We start from the raw sequence: 19111 nt of genomic DNA, 5'->3' as shown, positions 1-19111 counted from the left end.
AAGCGGTTTGCCAAGGCAAACCGCTTTTTTATGGATTAAATAAATTGACTTTCGGTTAAACAATCTTTATAAATCGCTACTATATCCGCTGCATCCAATGGCACATAAGCCTTTTCGGCAATTGCACTATGGTCCACAGCTTGTTGTGCCATTTCTTCAAATTTATCTGCTTCGATGCCAACTTCTGGTAATGTCATTGGAATGCCACAAGCCACAAAGTAATCATATAATGCTTGAATACCTTTTTTCGCTGCTACTTCCTCTTCTTGTTCGACTATTCCCCAAACATTTCGAGCAAATTGCGCAAACTTGCCTACGGTTTGTTCAGACAAAACGTAATTCATCCAACGAGGCGTTAAAATTGCTAAGCCAATCCCATGCGTAATGTCATAAAACGCACTTAATTCATGTTCCATTGGGTGACAAGACCAAACACCTTGTTTGCCGCGCCCTGTTAAACCATTTAAGGCTAAACTGCTTGCCCACATTAAATTAGCACGTGCATCATAATCTTCTGGATTTTCTAAAGCAATAGGACAATTTTTGATAACCGTTCGCATTAAGCCTTCTGACACAAAATCTTGGACGTCCGTGCCTGTCGAAATACTAAAATAGTTTTCAATCAAATGACTGAAAATATCCGCTGAGCCAGCTGCTGTTTGATTTTGAGGAACCGTAAAAGTATTCGTTGGATCCAAGAACGAAACTTTTGGAATCATATTCGGACCACCAAAGCCTAATTTTTGATTGGTTTCTAAGTTAGAAATGACAGCACCTGCGTTCATTTCACTACCTGTCGCTGCTAAAGTCAAGATGGTCACGATTGGTAAAGCAGGACCTGTATACCCTTTTCTGGCTGCAATGACTGTCCAGATATCTTCTTCCGAATAAAAGCCCGCAGCTATTGCTTTGGAACAGTCAATGGTTGAACCACCGCCAACTGCTAAAATAACATCGACTTGGTTTTCTTTACACAACTCAATTCCTTTTCTAACGGTTTCAATGCGCGGGTTTGGTTCGACACCGCTCAACTCAATCAATGTATGCCCGTTTTTTTGGGCCAAATCAGTAATTTGTTGGTACAAGCCATTACGTTTGATACTACCGCCACCATAAACAAGTAAGACATTTTTGCCAAATTGATCTAACACAGCAGGTAATTCGTCTAAACGATCTTTCCCAAAACGGATGTCTGTTGGTACATAAAAATTAAAGTTTTCCATTCTTTCATCCTCCATTCAATGCTCTTACGCATTTATCATACTATTTTTTCAAAAATCCGCCAATCAAAAAGCCGAGCAAATGACAGTTGCTTTCACAACGACCAATTGACCCAGCTTTTGATTCTTTTTTATAACGAATCGCTTGTTTTGATTAACAAATAAAGAAAATAAGGCGCACCGATGATCGCAACAATAATCCCTGCAGGCATTTCTCCATTGCCAGGCAATAGCCGACCAATCGTATCACTAACCAATAAAAGTAAACTCCCAAACAACGCCGCCAATGGCAATACCTGTTTTTGTTGCGTAAAACCACATTTGCGAGCAATATGTGGCGCAAGTAAACCTAAAAAATTAATTCCCCCTGTAACGGAAATCGCTGATGCCGCCAACATCACCGCTAACAGCAACGAAACGATTCGTTCTTTTTTCACAGCAATACCTACAGAAATAGCTGTTTCGTCCCCCAATTGTAAAATATCCAACAGACGATGACGCTTCATCGCAAAAAAGAACCCGATGACTAGCCAAGGCAACAAAGCGCCCACAAAGAACCAATTACTGCCCCAGATACTGCCTGCTTGCCACATTGTAACAAAACGGTACTTTTCAGTGTCAATTTTTGATGTAATTAATAAGGTGAGTGCTGAAATACCCGTACTCAAAATGACACCCGCTAAGACCATTCGAACTGGCGTCAATCCTAAACGATGATGATACGCGATTACTAAAATCCCAACAGCCGCTAGCAAGCCGCCAACTAAGGCCACGAGCGGAAGTGCAAACGTCGTGATACTTGTCGTTTCAATAAAACTAATAAACAAAATCACTGCCAAACCCGCACCCGCATTAATGCCTAAAATCCCAGTATCTGCTAACGGATTCCGAGTAATCCCTTGAAGAATAGCGCCGCTTAAGCCTAAAGCTGCGCCCGAAAGGACCGCTAGCACAATCCGTGGTAACCGAAAATCCCAAACTAACAGTTGTTTGGCCTGACTTCCCTGTCCCAAAAGAAGGGCTTTTAAATCCATGACGGAAACAGATAATTCCCCTTGCGTTAAACTGATACAAGCAGTTAGGATAATCCCAACTATTAAGACAGCCACCCAACGGGACACTTTTTTCTGTGTCATCCTAGTTGCCCTCCTTTACGAAATAAATAAAGAAAGAATGGGATGCCAATTAAGGCCGTGATAATCCCAAATGGTGTTTCAAAAGGCGGATTCACCATTCGAGCGATTAAATCTGCCACCAAAACGAGGAGCGCACCGCCTAACGCCGAGAACGGAATCAAGCGACGGTAATTTTCTCCAGAAACTGTTCGCATCACATGAGGCACCACCAAACCAACAAAACTGACCGAGCCAACCAGCGCCACAGACAATCCTGATAAAAGCAAAATCGTTATACTGGCAAACAACCGAATACGCTGCGGATTTCGCCCCAAACCAATTGTTGCATCATCGCCAAACCGTAAAATAGTCACCGACGGACTAATCAGAACTGCTAATGCAAATGCGCCCAGAAAGATCGGGACGACTATTTTTAATTGTGCCCAAGAAATAACGCTGACGCCGCCAAGAAACCAAAACGTTAACTCTTGACTCAAATTGAACTGAATGGCTAAGAATTGACTAAATGATAAAAAAAGGGCACTAATACCAGCCCCCACCAAGGTCAGACGCATGGGGCTTGCTCCTCGAATTGAATGATTAGAAAGATAATAAATCAGTGCCACACTCACGCCGGCACCAAGAAAAGAAACAACTAAAAGCCACCAATAACTTGCCTGAGGGAGGAAAGCAAAAACAAGCGCTAAGCCCAAGCCAGCCCCAGCATTGATACCCAGCAAGCCAGAATCTGCCAATGGGTTTTGCGTAATCCCTTGCGCTAACGCCCCACTCACCGCTAAACTTGCCCCCACAAAAGCGGCCCCTAAAATCCGCGGCAACCGAACCGTTTGGATGACTTGATGCGCTTGATTGGTCGCATCGAAGTGCGTAAATGATTCAATAATCGTTTGAATCGAAACCGACGTCGCACCAAACATCAGCGACAGAAGCATTGTCCCCAGTAGCAAAAAAAGACAGACAAGTAACACTTGCCATTGGTGTCTATAAAATCCGCTTATGCCTTTCATCCATCCAGCTCCATTTCCATCAACTCATAAGAAAGCACTAGTGGCCGCTGTGTCTGACTATGGTAACTAATTTCTGCTTGAATAGCGAAAACATCTGCTAAGCCAGTAACAGTAATCACTTCTTGCGGTGTTCCTTCATTGATAATCTTTCCCTCTTTCATCGCAATCACGCGATCAGAAAAACGAGAAGCTAAATTAATATCATGAATCGTCATCACGATAGTTTTTTGATGTTCTTGATTAATTCGTTTTAACACATTTAAAATTTCTAGCTGATGCGCTGGATCCAAATAGGTGGTCGGCTCATCTAAAATTAAAATATCTGTATCCTGCACTAGCGCCATAGCAATCCAAACCCGTTGACGTTGTCCACCTGATAAAATTGCCACAGACTCTCTAGCTAACTCAGTTAAGCCTGTTAATTCTAATGCCCATTGTATGTACTCTTGATCTTCTTTGGTGACACTTTTCCAGCCCGATTGATAAGGATATCGCCCGAAAGAGACGAGGTCAAAAACAGATAAATCGATTGTATTTTCTGGCGTTTGTGATAAGATCGCTAGTTCTTGCGCCACTTCTTTTGAAGAAAAATGTTGAAGTTCTTGGTTCTTAATGAACACCTTGCCTTTCTCAGCTGGCAAAATACGCGCAAGTGTTTTTAACAAGGTCGATTTGCCACAACCATTTGGTCCAATAATACTTGTAATAGTTCCCGCTTCAAATGAACAGTTCAGCGCTTCACTAATCACTTGACGACCATATCCTGTAGTTAAGTCCTCTGCCTCTAAATAATTCATAACCATTCCTCTTTAATTTTTCTGTCGTTATTTTACATTTATTGAGAATCGTTCTCACTCATTGTTCCTTGATTATAAAAGACCCTTCCTTAAAAAGCAATGTTTCTTCCAATCAAAAAAACGAATTATCTAAAAATGCAACTTATTTGCTCAAAAAAACAAGCGATGATTGACAAACGGTCGTTTTTAATTGATAATGAGAATCGTTATCAACTAAAAATAAAGGAGTTACACAATGAAACTTTTAAAAAAGACGGTCCTAATTGGTACCACCCTTCTTCTTGGTTCATTCTTACTCGGAGCTTGTGGTAATACGAATAAAGAAGCCAATAACGCTGACAAAACACATGAAGTAACAGATACCTTAGGCAATAAAGTAACCGTCCCCGCGAAACCCAAACGGATTATTGCGAGCTATTTAGAAGATTATCTAGTTGCACTAGGAGAAAAACCAGTGGCACAATGGACAGTTGGACAAGGCAGCATTCAAGATTATTTAGCGAAAGAATTGAAAGATATCCCCACTATTTCCTATGACTTGCCATATGAAGCGGTTCTAAAATTTGAACCTGACTTATTATTAATCAGTTCATCTGCTCTAGTTGAAGGCGGTAAATACAAAGAATACAGTAAAATTGCGCCAACTTATGTAGTCAAAAACGGCGAAAATGTCACCTGGCGTGATCAATTGGAAGATATTGCCACTGTTTTAGATAAAAAAGAACAAGCGAAAAAAGTGTTAGAAGATTATGATACCTTAACCAAAGGCGTCCAAGAAGACCTTGGCAAAAAAGATGCTGGCAAATCTGCGGCAGTCTTATGGGTAACCAACAACCAAGTCTTTATGGTTAGCGATAATCGCTCAAGCGGAACCGTGCTCTATCAGGACTTAGGCCTCCAAGTTCCAAAATTAGTGGAAGAAATTTCTAAAAATGCTACTGCGGATTGGAATCAAGTTTCTTTAGAAAAATTAGCTGAGCTTGACGCAGACCACATTTTCCTTGTAAACAGCGATGAATCAGCACCTCTTTTCCAAGAAGCAATTTGGAAGAACTTACCTGCTGTGAAAAATAACCAAGTTCATACCTATGATAAAAAAAGTAGTTGGTTATACAACGGACCTATTGCGAATACTCAAATTGTTGAAGATGTAAAAAAAGCGCTCTTAAATTAAAAAAAAAATGCTTGGATGAAAATAATCATCCAAGCATTTTTTTAATTAGCAATTGCCGTTTCTAAACCAACTTCAATCATTTCATTAAACGTCGTTTGGCGTTCTTCTGCCGTTGTTTCTTCGCCTGTCACCAAGCTATCACTCACCGTCATAATCGCCAATGCTTCTACATCAAATTTTGCTGCTAAATAATATAACATTGCCGCTTCCATTTCAATCGCTAATACCCCGTATCGACCTAAACGAAAGACATCATCTAAGCTATCTTTGTAAAAAACATCATCTGACAATACGTTACCAACATGGGTAGTAAAGCCTTTTGCTTTAGCAATTTCGTAAGATTTGAGTAAAAGATCAAAGCTCGCAATTTGTGGAAAATCATATTTAGGAAAATCATTGCGAATCGCGGAAGAAGGCGTCGCTGCTGCTTGTGCGATAACTAATTCACGAACGTTGACTTTTTCTGAAATAGAACCACACGTACCAACACGAATTAACTTCTTCACATCGTAAGAGTTAATTAACTCATGGGCATAAATACCTGCTGAAGGCATCCCCATCCCTGTCCCTTGAACCGAAACACGCTGTCCCTTATACGTTCCTGTGTAACCTAACATCCCACGAACTTGATTATAGCAGACAGGATTCTCTAAAAAAGTTTCCGCAATATATTTTGCTCGGAGGGGATCCCCTGGTAGTAAAATTTTATCGGCAATTTCACCTGGTTTTGCTTCGATATGCACACTCATTCTGGTTTACTCCTTTTTTATAAAGCTGCTAGTGTTGCTTTCACTAACTCTTTGAATTGTCCTTTAACGCGTTCAGTTGTTTCAACTACTTCTGCATGATTTAAACTACTTTGCATACCAGCTGCTAAATTCGTAATACAAGAGATGCCTAGTACTTTCATGCCACTATGCACAGCTACAATGACCTCCGAAACAGTTGACATGCCAACTGCATCTGCACCCATCGTCCGTGACATCCGAATTTCTGCAGGCGTTTCATATGTCGGGCCAGAAAAGCCCATATACACGCCTTCTTTTAAATCAATATTTTGTTCCGCAGCCACTTTTTTTGCCACTTCCCGATATTCTTGCGTGTAAGCATGACTCATATCTGGAAAACGCGGCCCGATTTCTTCATCATTTTCACCAATTAACGGATTATCGCCTGTAAAATTAATGTGGTCATTGATTAACATCAAATTCCCCGGTGTATATGTTTCATTTACGCCACCAGCTGCGTTGGTTACAATCATTGAATGAATGCCTAAAGCAGCCATCACACGAACGGGATAAGTGACCGTTTGCATCGAATGTCCTTCATAATAATGAAAACGTCCTTGCATCGCCAAAACTTTTTTTCCAGAAAGCGTTCCGTAAACTAATTGTCCAGCATGTCCAACGACTGTTGAAACAGAAAAATGGGGAATTTCAGAGAAAGGAATAGCAATCGCATCGGTTATTTCATTAGCTAATTCACCTAACCCAGAACCTAAGATTAGACCGAAGTCTGCTTGTTGCACCCCTTTTTCTTTCAAAAACTCAGTTGTTTCGTTTAAATGGTTCGTTAACGTTGTCATGTGTTGCCTCCTCGAATTATTGTAATTGATTTAAAAAGCTTTGACCGTTTTCCGTTGCAGGAACTTCAAAGTTTTCAGCAATCGTTGCTGAAATATCTGAATAAAATCCTTGTGGCAAGCTGCCTTGTTTTGTCATTTTTTTACTATAAGCCAATAAAGGTACATATTCACGTGTGTGGTCTGTTCCTGGGAAAGTTGGGTCATTCCCGTGATCTGCTGTAATTAAAAGCAAATCATCTTCGGCCATAGCTGCCATAATCTCTGGCAAACGACCATCAAAATCTTCGATGGCTTTTGCATAGCCCTTCACATCACGACGGTGGCCATACAGCGCATCGAAATCCACTAAGTTAGTAAAACTTAAACCTGTGAAATCTTTCTTCATGACCGTTAATAATTGATCCACCCCATCCATATTGCTCTTCGTGCGGATAGCTTCAGTAATTCCTTGTCCATTAAAGATGTCGTTAATTTTCCCAACAGCGATCACATCATTGCCGTTTTCTTTCAACGAATCTAAAACAGTATGGCCAAAAGGATCTAAAGCATAGTCATGACGGTTACTGGTTCGAGTGAAATTACCTGGTTCACCAACATACGGGCGAGCGATAATCCGACCAATCATATAAGGTTCGTCTTTCGTAATGTCACGAACATATTGACAAATTTTATACAATTCTTCTAATGGAATAATGTCTTCATGCGCCGCAATTTGTAAAACAGGGTCCGCTGAAGTATAAACGATTAAATCCCCTGTTTTCATTTGATGTTCGCCGTAATCATCAATGACTGCTGTCCCGCTATATGGTTTGTTACAAACAACTTTTCGCCCAGAAAAATCTTCAATTTGTTTCAGTAATTCTTCAGGAAAGCCGTTTGGGAATACTCGAAAAGGTTTTTTGATGTTCAAGCCCATAATTTCCCAGTGACCGGTCATAGTATCTTTTCCAACAGAAATTTCTTCTAATTTGGTGGCATAGCCATCGTGGTCTGCCACTGCTTTGACACCTGTTAAAGGAGCAATAGTTCCCAATCCAAGTTTTTCTAAATGAGGAATGGTTAGTCCCGCTTCTTTGGCAATATGACCTAGTGTATCACTGCCGACATCTCCAAATTTTTCAGCATCTGGTGCTTCACCAATACCGACTGAATCTAGTACGATTAAATGAACACGTTTAAACACACTTGCTTCCTCCTCTAAGGTCGTAAATACGTCAAGAATGACAATTATTTTACGCTAGCCTTTTAAATAGTCTCGAGAATCAAACAGAATAATCTATTTATTCTCAGCTCTTCAATTATACCATGAATCCGCTATTATTGCCTGAAAGAGCATTAAAATTTTCAATGATTCCTTCGATTTTAGCAGGGCTTAAAAACGGAAAGAAAAAAAGTCTCCCACCGTAATTAGGAAACTTTTTTATTGTTTTTTTCGAATAGCCTGCTCTTTAAAAAGAACACGACTCTTTATACAATCGAAACTTTTAACACTCCAAGCGGTCTCCCTCTTTTGGCACATTTAAATACCAGATAACCGCTTCTGATAAAATCACACCAATGCCAATGGGCGGATAAAAATAAATGCCGATATATCCGATTGCGAAAAGACAAAGATGAATGATTTTTGTTGCCTTACTATAAGATTTCGATTTTCTTAACTTAGCTGCACCTTGTGGATCTTTCACTACATTGTCTTCATAAATGATCCTTGTTAGCAAGAAGTAGGCAAAATCCCAAACCGTATACACAACAAGATAAAAATAAACAGGTGCCCGCATCCACCAAAATTCACTCACCCAAGCAGTTGCTACCGGAATGAAGGCCATGGAGAATAACCAAAAATTATTTGCCCAAAACGCTTTTTTAGAAAACCAATGAGTTACGGACATTATGTAATGATGATTGTACCATGCGATACAGATAAAAATAAAACTGACAATAAACGATAAAAAATATGGGATATTTTCTATCAAACCTGCCAAAACACCCACTTGAGGAGTTTTAATTTCTAAAATCATGATGGTCATGATGATGGCAATGACTGCATCACTAAATGCTTCTACACGTGTTTTATTCATTGAACGTCCTCCACTTTTCCTATGCTTACTACAAACAAAAGTATAGCAGAAAAACCAACGATTTTTGAAAAAAATCTGCTAGACCTGTTTGGTTTTTTTCAAAATTTCGACACTTCCTTCGAATTGTAAAGAACAGCTAAAAGAAAAAAGAAAAGTTACCTTTATCAACTCGCTTTTTTACAGTGAGGCAGTGCCTAATGCCGCTTGTGTTCAACTGATTATCCTAAGAAAAGAAATGGCCCCCCGTCGCTTTGACGGAGGGCCTATTTCTTTTCTTATTTCGTTTTGACGTAATTTTTCCCGTTCGCTTTTGGTCCCGATGATTTTCCGAAGAACACAACTAGGACTAAAATGGTTAATACGTATGGTGCTGCTTGTAGATAAACTTTTGGAATTTCTGAAATAATTGGTAGGTTTTCCCCAGCAATACTTAAGTTTTGCGCAAAGCCAAAGAATAAGGCTGCGCCCATTGCCCCAAGTGGATTCCATTTACCAAAGATCATTGCGGCCATTGAAATAAACCCTTGTCCTGCAATTGTGGTAATCCCAAAACGACCCGCAATACTTTGAGCAAAGACAGCTCCGCCCATACCGCCTAAGAAGCCGGATAGTAAGACACCAGAATAACGCATTAAGTAGACATTAATTCCCAATGTATCTGCCGCTTGTGGATGTTCCCCCACAGAACGTAACCGTAAGCCAAAACGTGTTTTATAAATGACAAACCAAGCTAAAATCGCAATCAAAATTGCTACGAAAGCTGGCAAAGAGGTTTTTGCAAAGAATAGTTCACCAATCACTGGAATTTTTGACAATCCTGGGAAAGAAAAATAACCAAATGATTGTGTAATCATATCTGTTTGTCCTTTTTGATAAATAACTTTTACTAGGAAAACCCCTAGCGCCGGTGCCATCAAGTTAATGACAGTACCACTGATAATATGATCTGCTCGTAAGTTAATAGTTGCAACGGCATGTAAGAGAGAAAAGACAATCCCGACAACGCCTCCTACTAAACAAGCAATCCATGGTGTCGCCGCGCCAAATGTATCAGCAAACGTCAAGTTAAAAACGACCGAACTGAAAGCGCCCATTACCATAATACCTTCCAAACCAACGTTAACCACACCACTTCGTTCTGAGAACGTTCCGCCTAATGCTGTCAAGATGAGCGGAGTTGCATACACTAATGTTTGCGTGATGATTGAGGAAATTGTTGCTAAATCCATTAGATGTCTCCCCCCTCTTGATTGTTTTTGTCTGGCGCCGCTTCAATTGTTTCTACAATCGCTACTTCTTTTTTACTACCAGACGCTTTCGCTAACAAGAAACGAATTAAATAACTAATTCCCACAAAGAAAATAATTGCTGCAATAACAACATCAACTAATTCGGTTGGTACACCAGCTATCAACGGCATTCCTTGTCCACCAAGTTTTAACATTCCAAACAGTAATGCGGAAAGTAAAATCCCGATTGAGCTACCTGCTCCTAATAGAGACACGGCCATACCATCGAACCCAATGCTCAACGATGTGTTTTGAATAAAGAAGTTTTGGAAAGTCCCCAATCCTTGGACCGCACCACCTAAACCAGCCAGCGTTCCTGAAATCATCATGGATAAAATAATCGTTCGCTTGCTGCTCATTCCAGCATATTCAGAAGCAAATGGGTTTAACCCCACCGACCGAATTTCAAAACCAAGCGTTGTTTTTTTCATCAAGAACCACACAAGAATAAGGAAAATGAAGGCCAAGAAAATGCCGATGTTCAAACGAGAGCCATCACTGATACTTGTTAAAAACGGTGAGCGTAATGATGCATTCGCACCAATCATTTTGGTAATCCCTTTATTCGCCATAATACTTGGTTTCATGACATTATTAGCAATATGATTTCCTGTGTACAATAAAATATAATTCAACATAATCGTAACAATAACTTCACTCGTCCCAAAATAGGCACGCAAGAAACCTGGAATGGCTGCTGCTAAAGCTCCTGCAACCGCGCCAACAATAATCGCCACCGGCAACGCAATCATCCGGGGTGCATCAGGCATGGATAAAGCGACCCAAATACTAGCCACCCAACCACATAAGGCTTGTCCTGAAAGCCCGATATTAAAGAATCCAGCCGAATTAGCCACCGAGAATCCTAAAGCGGTAAAAATCAACGGTGCTGCGGTGACAAAAATCTCACCAATACTTTTCTTTCCTTGGAAAGCTGTTTCAAACATCGCTTGATACCCAGCCACTGGGTCATAGCCAAAGATAACCATAATAATTGCCCCTAAGAGGAAACCCATAATAACAGATAACACAGGGACTAAAATATTTCTTATTTTTTCAGAACGATTATTCAACAGTTTCACCTGCCTCTACTTTTGATAACTCAGCACGGGCTTCTTCCAATGAGTAGCCAGCCATTAACAAGCCCAATTCATTTTCTGTCGTTTCTTTCGGATCAACAATTCCGACAATTTCCCCCGCATGAATAACAGCGATACGATCAGAAACGTTTAAAATTTCATCTAATTCAAAACTTACTAATAAAACAGCTTTATTTTTATCTCTTTGTTCAATTAGTCGACGATGAATGTATTCAATAGCTCCGACATCTAAACCGCGTGTTGGTTGAGAAACAATCAACAAATCTGGATCGCGGTCAACTTCTCGGGCAATAATTGCTTTTTGCTGATTCCCACCTGAAAGCGCCCGAGCTGGTACTAGTTCATTAGGAGTCCGTACATCATATTCTTCAATTAATTCACGGGCGTGTTTGTTAATCATTCGATAGTTTAAAATACCTGTTGAACTGTATGGTTTTTGGTAATACGTTTGTAGGCCAATATTTTCAGCCAATGTCATCTCTAATACCAAACCATATTTATGTCGGTCTTCAGGAACGTGGGCGACACCCATTTCCGTAATTTCCCGAGGTTTGCGATTAGTAATCTCTTTTTCATTCAAATGAATGGACCCGTTTTCGACTTTGGTTAATCCTGCTAAGGCTTGGATTAATTCTGTTTGTCCATTGCCGTCAATCCCCGCAATCCCAACAACTTCCCCTGCTCGGACATCTAAGCTAAGATTTTTCACTGCATCTAAGCCGCGGCTTTCTTTCACTACTAAATCTTTAATTGATAAAATTGTTTCTTTCGGTTGCGCTGGTTTTTTCTCTGTTTTGAAAGAAACAGAACGACCCACCATCATATCGGCTAACTGTTGCGAAGAAACATCTTTCACATTGACGGTGCCAATACTTTGCCCCCGGCGAATGACCGTACAACGGTCTGCTACTTTTTTAATTTCATCTAACTTATGTGTAATTAAAATGATCGATTTGCCTTCATCGGTTAGTTCTTTCAAAATAATCATTAATTCATCAATTTCTTGTGGCGTTAATACTGCGGTTGGTTCGTCAAAAATTAAAACGTTCGCACCACGATATAAGGTCTTTAAAATTTCAACCCGTTGTTGCATACCTACAGAAATATCGCGAATATAGGCATTGGGATTTACATCCAACCCGTATTGCTTAGACACTTCTTCAATCTCTTTTTTCGCTTTTTTCCGGTCTAAAATACCGCCATGGGTAGGTTCACTACCTAAGATAATATTTTCAGTCACAGTAAAGGCTTCAACTAACATAAAATGCTGATGGACCATTCCGATTCCTAAACGATTGGCTGCAGTAGGACTTGTAATGTTGACTTTTTCGCCATTCATATAAATCTCACCTGAGGTCGGTTCCAATAGCCCTGATAAGATATTCATCAAGGTCGACTTGCCTGCACCATTTTCACCTAGCAGTGCGTGGATTTCACCAGGTTTTACTTGTAAATCAATTTGGTCGTTGGCTTTGAACGTCCCAAATTCTTTGGTGATTTTACGCATCTCAATTACGTTTTCTTCTTGAGACAAGGTCTATTCACTTCCTAACAAAATTATATTGGCAATACTTTAGAGGGTAATTTTGACCCTTAACTAAGTAGTTGAAGAACCTCAACTATTTAGTTAAAAATCCAAACATCATAAAGGGTTTCCTTGGCAGCCGTCGCTGCCAAGGACCACTTTATTTTTAGAAGGAACAATAATGAGCCCTTCTTTTTTCATTTAGGAGCTTAAATTATTCTGGTTTTTCTGGGACTTTTACGTCACCTGAGATTACTTTATCTTTTGCTGTTTTAACAGCTTCTTTTGTTTTGTCGTTTAAATAGCCGTCTGTTAAGTCAACGCCACCATCTTTTAATCCATAAACTAAATGTTCGCCACCAGGGAATTTGTCTTCTAACGCACGGTTGGCAATATCTTGAACCGCTGTGCCGACACCTTTAAGCGTTGAAGTTAACGTGAAGTTGTCTTCTTTGCCGTCTTTTGTTTTGTACTTGCCATCAGCATCTTGATCGCGGTCAACACCGATTACCCAAACTTTGTCGCCAGAACCTGATTCATTCAAGTCTTTTGCTTCTTGGAAGACCCCTTGTCCAGTCGCACCAGAAGCATGGAAGATGATATCAACGCCGTTTTGGTACATTGCAGCAGCTAAAGCTTTCCCTTTGGCAGGATCAGCAAATGAAGCCGCATATTTTGTATCAACAGTAATTTCTTTACCTAATTCTTTCGCAGCATCAGCCACACCTTTTTCAAAACCAGCTTGGAAACGGTCAATTACGACCCCTTCTTCACCACCAACAAAACCGACTTTGTTCGTTTTTGTTTCGTTTGCAGCAGCAACACCGGCTAAGTAAGCTGCTTCATTATCTCTAAATGTTGCAGAAACGACATTCTTTTTGCCATCGATTTGATCATCGATTAAAACAAAGTTTGTATCAGGGTTGGCATCTGCTGCAGAAGAAATTGCATCTTTTAGCAAGTAGCCAATACCAAAGATTGTGTTGAATTTACTTGATACCGCTTGGTCAATATTTGTTGTATAGTCAGCTGCATCATTCGATTGAATATATGCATACCCTTTTGAACCTTCTGGTAAATCATGTTCTTTACCCCAAGCTTGCAATCCTTCCCAAGAAGATTGGTTGAACGACTTGTCATCCACGCCGCCTGTATCTGTAATGATTACAGCACTATGCGCTGCATCCCCTTTGCCGCCGCCGCTTTCAGCGGTTTTGCCTTTGCCACCACCACATGCTGCAAGTGAAACTGATAAACCTAATGCAATCAAACTAAAACCGAATAATTTTGCTTTTTTCATTTCTGTAAAGCCTCCTAAAAATAGTTTAATGTATTTAAACAACTAAGTTGTTTCTAAGGTTGGTCTGGGACTTTTACGTCACCAGAGATGATTTGTTCTTTGGCTTCTTTAACTGCCGTTTTGGCTTGATCGCTTAGGGCTTCTGTTGTTAAATCAACACCGCCATCTTTCAATCCATAAGTTAAATGTTCGCCGCCAGGGAATTTATCTTCTAATGCAAGATCAGAGATTTTTTTCACAGCAATATTTACCCCTTTAATGGTTGAAGCTAAGGTTAAGTTATCATCCTTGCCATCTTTGGTTGTATATTTACCGTCTTCGTTTTGGTCACGGTCAACACCAATCACCCAAACTTTATCTTTTGAACCTGTTTCATTTAGCGCTTTGGCTTCTTGGAAGATTCCTTGTCCTGTAGTCGCCGCTGCGTGATAAATAATGTCGGCACCTGCTTGATACATAGAAGAAGCTAAGGCCCGTCCTTTTGAAGCGTCTGCAAATGTCCCTGCATAAGTAGACGTAATTTGAATATCTTTTCCTAATTTTTTGCCAGCATCTGCTACACCTTTTTCAAAACCAGCTTGGAAACGGCCAATAACAGGTCCTTCAACCCCGCCGATAAATCCTACTTTGTTGGTTTTCGTAGTGTTAGCTGCTGCCACACCTGCTAAATACGCAGATTCATTATCTCTAAATGTTGCAGAAGCGATGTTGTTTTTCCCATTAACTGTATCGTCGATTAGAACGAAATTCGTTTCTGGGTTGGCGTCCGCTGCATCTACTACTGCATTTTTTAGTAAATACCCAATGCCAAAAATCGTTTTAAATTGACTTGAAATGGCTTGGTCAATGTTTGATGTATAATCAGATGCTTCATTTGATTGAATATACGCATACCCTTGAGGTCCTTCTGGAAGTTTGTGCTCTTTGCCCCACTCTTGCATTCCTTCCCACGCAGATTGGTTAAAAGATTTGTCATCAATGCCGGCTGTATCTGTGACCATTACGACACTATGTTGTGGATCACCTTTTGTGTTGGCGTTCTTTTTGCTATTGCCACCACATGCAGCTAACCCAATGGTTAAGGCAACTGCTGCCAATCCTAGACCTAAAAATTTTGCTTGTTTCACTTTCCGAAAAGCCCCCTACTATTTTATCTATTATTTCATTCGCATTTATGCTATTGAAATCTACTTTGAGCCCAACGAAACCTTATGTCCTTTTTTTTAAAATCTTTATCTGTAAATGAATAGGGCAATAATGCCTCAACTGTCATTGTTTTAGTCGCGCCATCTTTACCAACTAGCGTGACTGGCATTTGTGGATCAAAGAATTCAGCCATTACTTGACGACAAGCGCCACATGGAGAAATGGGTGCCTCTGTATTACCTGCTACAACTAAATGTTGGAAGGTCCGTTCATCTTCTGAAATGGCTTTAAAAATCGCCGTTCTTTCTGCACAATTTGTTAAACCAAAGGAGGCATTTTCAATGTTGACTCCTTGATACATTTTCCCGTCTGCAGTCACTAAGCAAGCGCCCACAGGAAAGTTAGAATACGGTACATAGGCGTGTGCCAATGCTTCTACGGCACAATCAAGCCATTCTTGTTTTACTGTCATCTTTTTCGCCACACCTTCGTTTAATTTGAAATACGAATTAATACCCTTCGCCAGTTGCGCCAGAAACAATTGCTACACCCGTACTTGCACCGATACGTGTTGCCCCCGCTTCAATCATTGCTAGCGCTTCTTCTGCATTATGCACGCCACCAGAAGCCTTAACGCCCATGTCAGGACCAACTGTCTCACGCATTAAACGAATGTCTGCTACTTTAGCGCCGCCTGTTGAGAAGCCAGTAGATGTTTTAACGAAATCGGCACCTGCTTCTTTGGCTAATTCACAAGCTTTAACTTTTTCTTCGTCTGTTAATAATGCTGTTTCAATAATCACTTTGACTAACGCTTTTCCTTTGGCTGCATCTACTACGCCTTGAATGTCTTGACGTACGTAATCGTATTGTTGTGATTTTAATGCACCAATATTAATCACCATATCCACTTCATTCGCACCATTTTTAATCGCATCAGCTGCTTCGTATGCTTTAACTTCTGGTGTATTCGCCCCCAAAGGAAAGCCAATAACGGTACACACAGCGACGTCGGTATTTGCCAATTGCTCGCTAGCAAAAGCGACCCAACAAGGATTGATACATACAGAGAAAAAGTTGTACTCCTTAGCTTCGTCAATAATTTTTTGGACAGCGGCTTCTGTCGCTTCTGGTTTCAAAATAGTGTGGTCAATCATGCGGTTTAATTCCATGATGAGAATTCCTCTTTTCTTATTGTTTTATTCCGTAATAATATCGTGAATCAAAATAGGCTCTTCGCCGGTTGGTCCAATTTCAATGTTTTTATAAAGCAATTGTTCGACTTCTGTCACGTCTTCACGATTGGCATAAATAGTTAGTAATGATTCGCCTTTTTCAACTGGGCTCCCTACTTTTTTGTGAAGTTTCAAGCCAACTGCAAAATCAATCGTATCTTCTTTCGTAGCACGACCAGCGCCCAGCAACATTGCGGCAACACCAATTTCATTGGCAACGATTTTTTGTACCACGCCTGTTTCTTTGGCAGGTAAATCAAATTGATAAGTTGCGGTTAATAATTTTTCTGGCTGGTCAACAACGGAACTGTCGCCGCCTTGATTTTCAATCATTTCTTTAAATTTTGCGAGTGCTCGACCGCTTGTTAATGCTTCTTCTAATAAAGCCCGTGCTTCGTCTAACGTCTCGGCTTTTTTAGCTAAAACGACCATCTGACTTCCTAAGACATAGCACATCTCCACTAAATCTTCTGGCCCATTTCCTTGCAAGGTCTCGATTGCTTCAACGATTTCTAAACTGTTTCCGATGGCCTCCCCTAAAGGTTGTGACATGTCTGAAATCACTGCCATCGTTTGGCGATTTGCCAGTTTCCCAATGCGAACCATTGTTTCCGCTAATCGACGAGCACTTGCTAGGTCTTTCATAAAGGCCCCTTCACCAGTAGTCACGTCTAAGACAATCGCATCTGCCCCTGCGGCAATTTTTTTACTGATAATGGAACTTGCAATTAATGGAATTGAGTCAACAGTGGCGGTCACATCACGTAACGCATAAAGTTTTTTGTCTGCTGGTGCTAGATCACCTGACTGACCAATTACTGCCACTTTTGTATCGTTCACCAATTGAATAAAACGTTCTTCTGTCAATTCAACTTTAAAACCAGGAATCGCTTCTAATTTATCCAACGTACCGCCCGTGTAGCCTAAGCCACGACCAGACATTTTTGCTACATTGACCCCGACACTAGCAACTAATGGCGCTAAAATAAGCGTCGTAGTGTCGCCTACGCCACCTGTAGAATGCTTGTCGACTTTGATTCCTTCTATAGAAGAAAGATCCACAATTTCGCCTGAATGGACCATTGCTAACGTCATTTGTGTAATTTCTTCGTCTGTCATATCTTGGTAAAAAACAGCCATTAAAAAGGCACTTACCTGATAATCTGGAATTGAACCATCTGTGTATCCGTTGATAATAAATTGAATTTCTTCGCTTGTTAGTTGATGCCCGTCACGTTTCTTTTCAATAATGTCTACCATTCTCATGAATTCGTTCCCTCCGATTTCCCGATAATGTATTATACAACAAAATCGTTCAGCTTTAAACCATTTAGTAAACCAGTTTACTATTATTTTTTTCTTGTGAAAACGCAAACAACACGAACATTCTATTTCTAAGCTGTTTTTTAAATCGGTTTTGTGCTTTTTCTAGCAATAAACGTTGCATCAAAAACTTTATTTGGAACTTTCCCTGTTGGATCTGCAATAGCTTCCACCAAAAATTTTGCTGCATAATAGCCAATATCAAAACTCGGCTGATAGACGGTTGTTAAACTCGGCACCAAATATTCGGAAATTTCCAAGCCATCAAAACCAACCACCGAAATATCGTCAGGAATTTTCTTGCCCGCTTCTTCAATGGCTTGATAAGCTCCCATCGCCATTTCATCATTGCCACAAAAAATTGCTGTGATTTCTTCATTTTTCAAAACTTCTTTTGCCGCAGCATAGCCGCCATGCAAGTTCAATTCCCCAGCACAAACATAATGCGGACGAAAAGGTAAATTGTTGTCCTGTAACGCATGCTGATACGCCGTCACTCGTTCCGTTAAACGATAATAGCCGGCACTTTCACGCAACATGCCAATATGCTGATGCCCTTGTTGAATCAAATGATGGACCGCTTGATAAGCACCTTCGTACTCTTTAACGATTAATCGTCCACTATCTCGTGGATTAATCCCACGATCGACAAGAATGACAGGAATCGGATGTTCTCGTCGGTCTTTTAAAATATGATTTTCTGGCAAAACATTCGGCGTGGCAAAAATAATGCCATCTACCGACCGATGAATCAGCTCGCTAACATATTGCATCGCTTGTTCGGAATCATGCTTTGAATTGCATAACAAAATCATGTAGCCTAACGAATTTAAATATGTTTCCACACCTTCAATCACTTTTGAGAAAAAGAAATCCGTCACATCTGGCACAATCATACCAATGGTTTTGGAATGACGGTTGATTACATTCGAAGCAAAGTAATCTGGCTTGTAATGATTTTCAGCGACTACCGCCAACACCTTGTTACGGGTTTTTTCACTGAAACGACTCCCTTTATTATTCAGAATTTGTGAGACGGTTGTGACAGAAACACCAGCCATATCAGCAATTTCTTTAATCGTTAGTTTCATCGCGCCCCTCCCAACGTCTCCTTTTGCATTGACAGACATTTGTAGACATGTTACAGTCTTCAAAATACTTATCGAATCTTTTACATTTTAACAAAAAAAAGACAA

18 protein-coding genes are annotated in these 19111 nt (G+C 40.3%); 1 reads left to right on the top strand and 17 read right to left on the bottom strand.

The annotated features are described in order from the left end of the window. Positions 1–35: 35 nt before the first annotated feature. The 4 genes from IGJ04_RS09525 to IGJ04_RS09510 form a co-directional block, all read right to left on the bottom strand. Positions 36–1223 carry an iron-containing alcohol dehydrogenase gene (locus tag IGJ04_RS09525; protein ID WP_002356186.1) on the bottom strand — a complete coding sequence of 396 codons (1188 nt, stop codon included), beginning with the start codon at positions 1221–1223 and terminating at the stop codon, positions 36–38. 128 nt (positions 1224–1351) lie between these two features. Then, positions 1352–2356, bottom strand: a complete 1005-nt coding sequence (locus tag IGJ04_RS09520; RefSeq protein WP_002373824.1) for a FecCD family ABC transporter permease — start codon at positions 2354–2356, stop codon at positions 1352–1354. Further along, positions 2353–3363, bottom strand: a complete 1011-nt coding sequence (locus IGJ04_RS09515) for a FecCD family ABC transporter permease (protein WP_002373822.1) — start codon at positions 3361–3363, stop codon at positions 2353–2355. Before IGJ04_RS09515 ends, IGJ04_RS09520 begins: the two co-directional genes overlap by 4 nt. Beyond that, positions 3360–4166, bottom strand: coding sequence for an ABC transporter ATP-binding protein (locus tag IGJ04_RS09510; protein ID WP_002373821.1), 807 nt, complete (start codon positions 4164–4166; stop codon positions 3360–3362). The genes IGJ04_RS09515 and IGJ04_RS09510 overlap by 4 nt, the downstream gene beginning before the upstream one ends. A gap of 229 nt (positions 4167–4395) precedes the next feature. On the opposite strand from IGJ04_RS09510, the gene IGJ04_RS09505 reads away from it, so the two are divergent. Then, on the top strand, positions 4396–5334 hold the full coding sequence (locus IGJ04_RS09505) for an iron-hydroxamate ABC transporter substrate-binding protein (protein WP_002373819.1): 939 nt from the start codon (positions 4396–4398) through the stop codon (positions 5332–5334). A 41-nt stretch (positions 5335–5375) separates the two neighbouring features. Here IGJ04_RS09505 and deoD read toward each other — a convergent pair whose 3' ends face one another. From deoD to IGJ04_RS09440, 13 genes are all read right to left on the bottom strand, one after another. Beyond that, positions 5376–6083 carry a purine-nucleoside phosphorylase gene (gene deoD, locus IGJ04_RS09500; protein ID WP_002359338.1) on the bottom strand — a complete coding sequence of 236 codons (708 nt, stop codon included), beginning with the start codon at positions 6081–6083 and terminating at the stop codon, positions 5376–5378. A 17-nt stretch (positions 6084–6100) separates the two neighbouring features. Continuing rightward, the gene (locus tag IGJ04_RS09495) at positions 6101–6919 is read right to left on the bottom strand and encodes a purine-nucleoside phosphorylase (RefSeq protein ID WP_002356180.1); all 819 of its coding nucleotides are present in this window, start codon (positions 6917–6919) and stop codon (positions 6101–6103) included. A 16-nt stretch (positions 6920–6935) separates the two neighbouring features. Then, positions 6936–8102 carry a phosphopentomutase gene (gene deoB, locus IGJ04_RS09490; protein WP_002373817.1) on the bottom strand — a complete coding sequence of 389 codons (1167 nt, stop codon included), beginning with the start codon at positions 8100–8102 and terminating at the stop codon, positions 6936–6938. A 301-nt stretch (positions 8103–8403) separates the two neighbouring features. Further along, positions 8404–8997: a TMEM175 family protein gene (locus tag IGJ04_RS09485; RefSeq protein WP_002367631.1), complete on the bottom strand. Its 594-nt coding sequence runs from the start codon at positions 8995–8997 to the stop codon at positions 8404–8406. Positions 8998–9272: 275 nt separating this feature from the next. Next, positions 9273–10226: an ABC transporter permease gene (locus IGJ04_RS09480; protein WP_002356172.1), complete on the bottom strand. Its 954-nt coding sequence runs from the start codon at positions 10224–10226 to the stop codon at positions 9273–9275. Then, positions 10226–11359, bottom strand: a complete 1134-nt coding sequence (locus IGJ04_RS09475) for an ABC transporter permease (protein WP_002356171.1) — start codon at positions 11357–11359, stop codon at positions 10226–10228. The genes IGJ04_RS09480 and IGJ04_RS09475 overlap by 1 nt, the downstream gene beginning before the upstream one ends. After that, positions 11352–12920: an ABC transporter ATP-binding protein gene (locus IGJ04_RS09470; protein WP_002381361.1), complete on the bottom strand. Its 1569-nt coding sequence runs from the start codon at positions 12918–12920 to the stop codon at positions 11352–11354. Before IGJ04_RS09470 ends, IGJ04_RS09475 begins: the two co-directional genes overlap by 8 nt. 205 nt (positions 12921–13125) lie before the next feature. Beyond that, a complete protein-coding gene (locus tag IGJ04_RS09465) occupies positions 13126–14211 on the bottom strand; it encodes a BMP family lipoprotein (RefSeq protein WP_002356169.1) in 1086 nt (361 codons plus the stop codon). 53 nt (positions 14212–14264) lie between these two features. After that, the gene (locus tag IGJ04_RS09460) at positions 14265–15338 is read right to left on the bottom strand and encodes a BMP family lipoprotein (protein WP_142963959.1); all 1074 of its coding nucleotides are present in this window, start codon (positions 15336–15338) and stop codon (positions 14265–14267) included. A 50-nt stretch (positions 15339–15388) separates the two neighbouring features. Continuing rightward, positions 15389–15898: a cytidine deaminase gene (locus tag IGJ04_RS09455; RefSeq protein WP_167591371.1), complete on the bottom strand. Its 510-nt coding sequence runs from the start codon at positions 15896–15898 to the stop codon at positions 15389–15391. Then, positions 15867–16529, bottom strand: a complete 663-nt coding sequence (gene deoC, locus IGJ04_RS09450; RefSeq protein ID WP_010707972.1) for a deoxyribose-phosphate aldolase — start codon at positions 16527–16529, stop codon at positions 15867–15869. The genes IGJ04_RS09455 and deoC overlap by 32 nt, the downstream gene beginning before the upstream one ends. A 27-nt stretch (positions 16530–16556) precedes the next feature. Continuing rightward, positions 16557–17858, bottom strand: coding sequence for a pyrimidine-nucleoside phosphorylase (locus IGJ04_RS09445; protein ID WP_438840166.1), 1302 nt, complete (start codon positions 17856–17858; stop codon positions 16557–16559). A gap of 140 nt (positions 17859–17998) precedes the next feature. Then, positions 17999–19006: a substrate-binding domain-containing protein gene (locus IGJ04_RS09440; protein WP_002356164.1), complete on the bottom strand. Its 1008-nt coding sequence runs from the start codon at positions 19004–19006 to the stop codon at positions 17999–18001. Between the last annotated feature and the right edge of the window lie 105 nt (positions 19007–19111).

The organism is Enterococcus sp. AZ050 (assembly GCF_051715085.1).
GTDB lineage: Bacteria > Bacillota > Bacilli > Lactobacillales > Enterococcaceae > Enterococcus > Enterococcus faecalis.
This window is presented reverse-complemented; position numbering and strand designations above follow the sequence as displayed.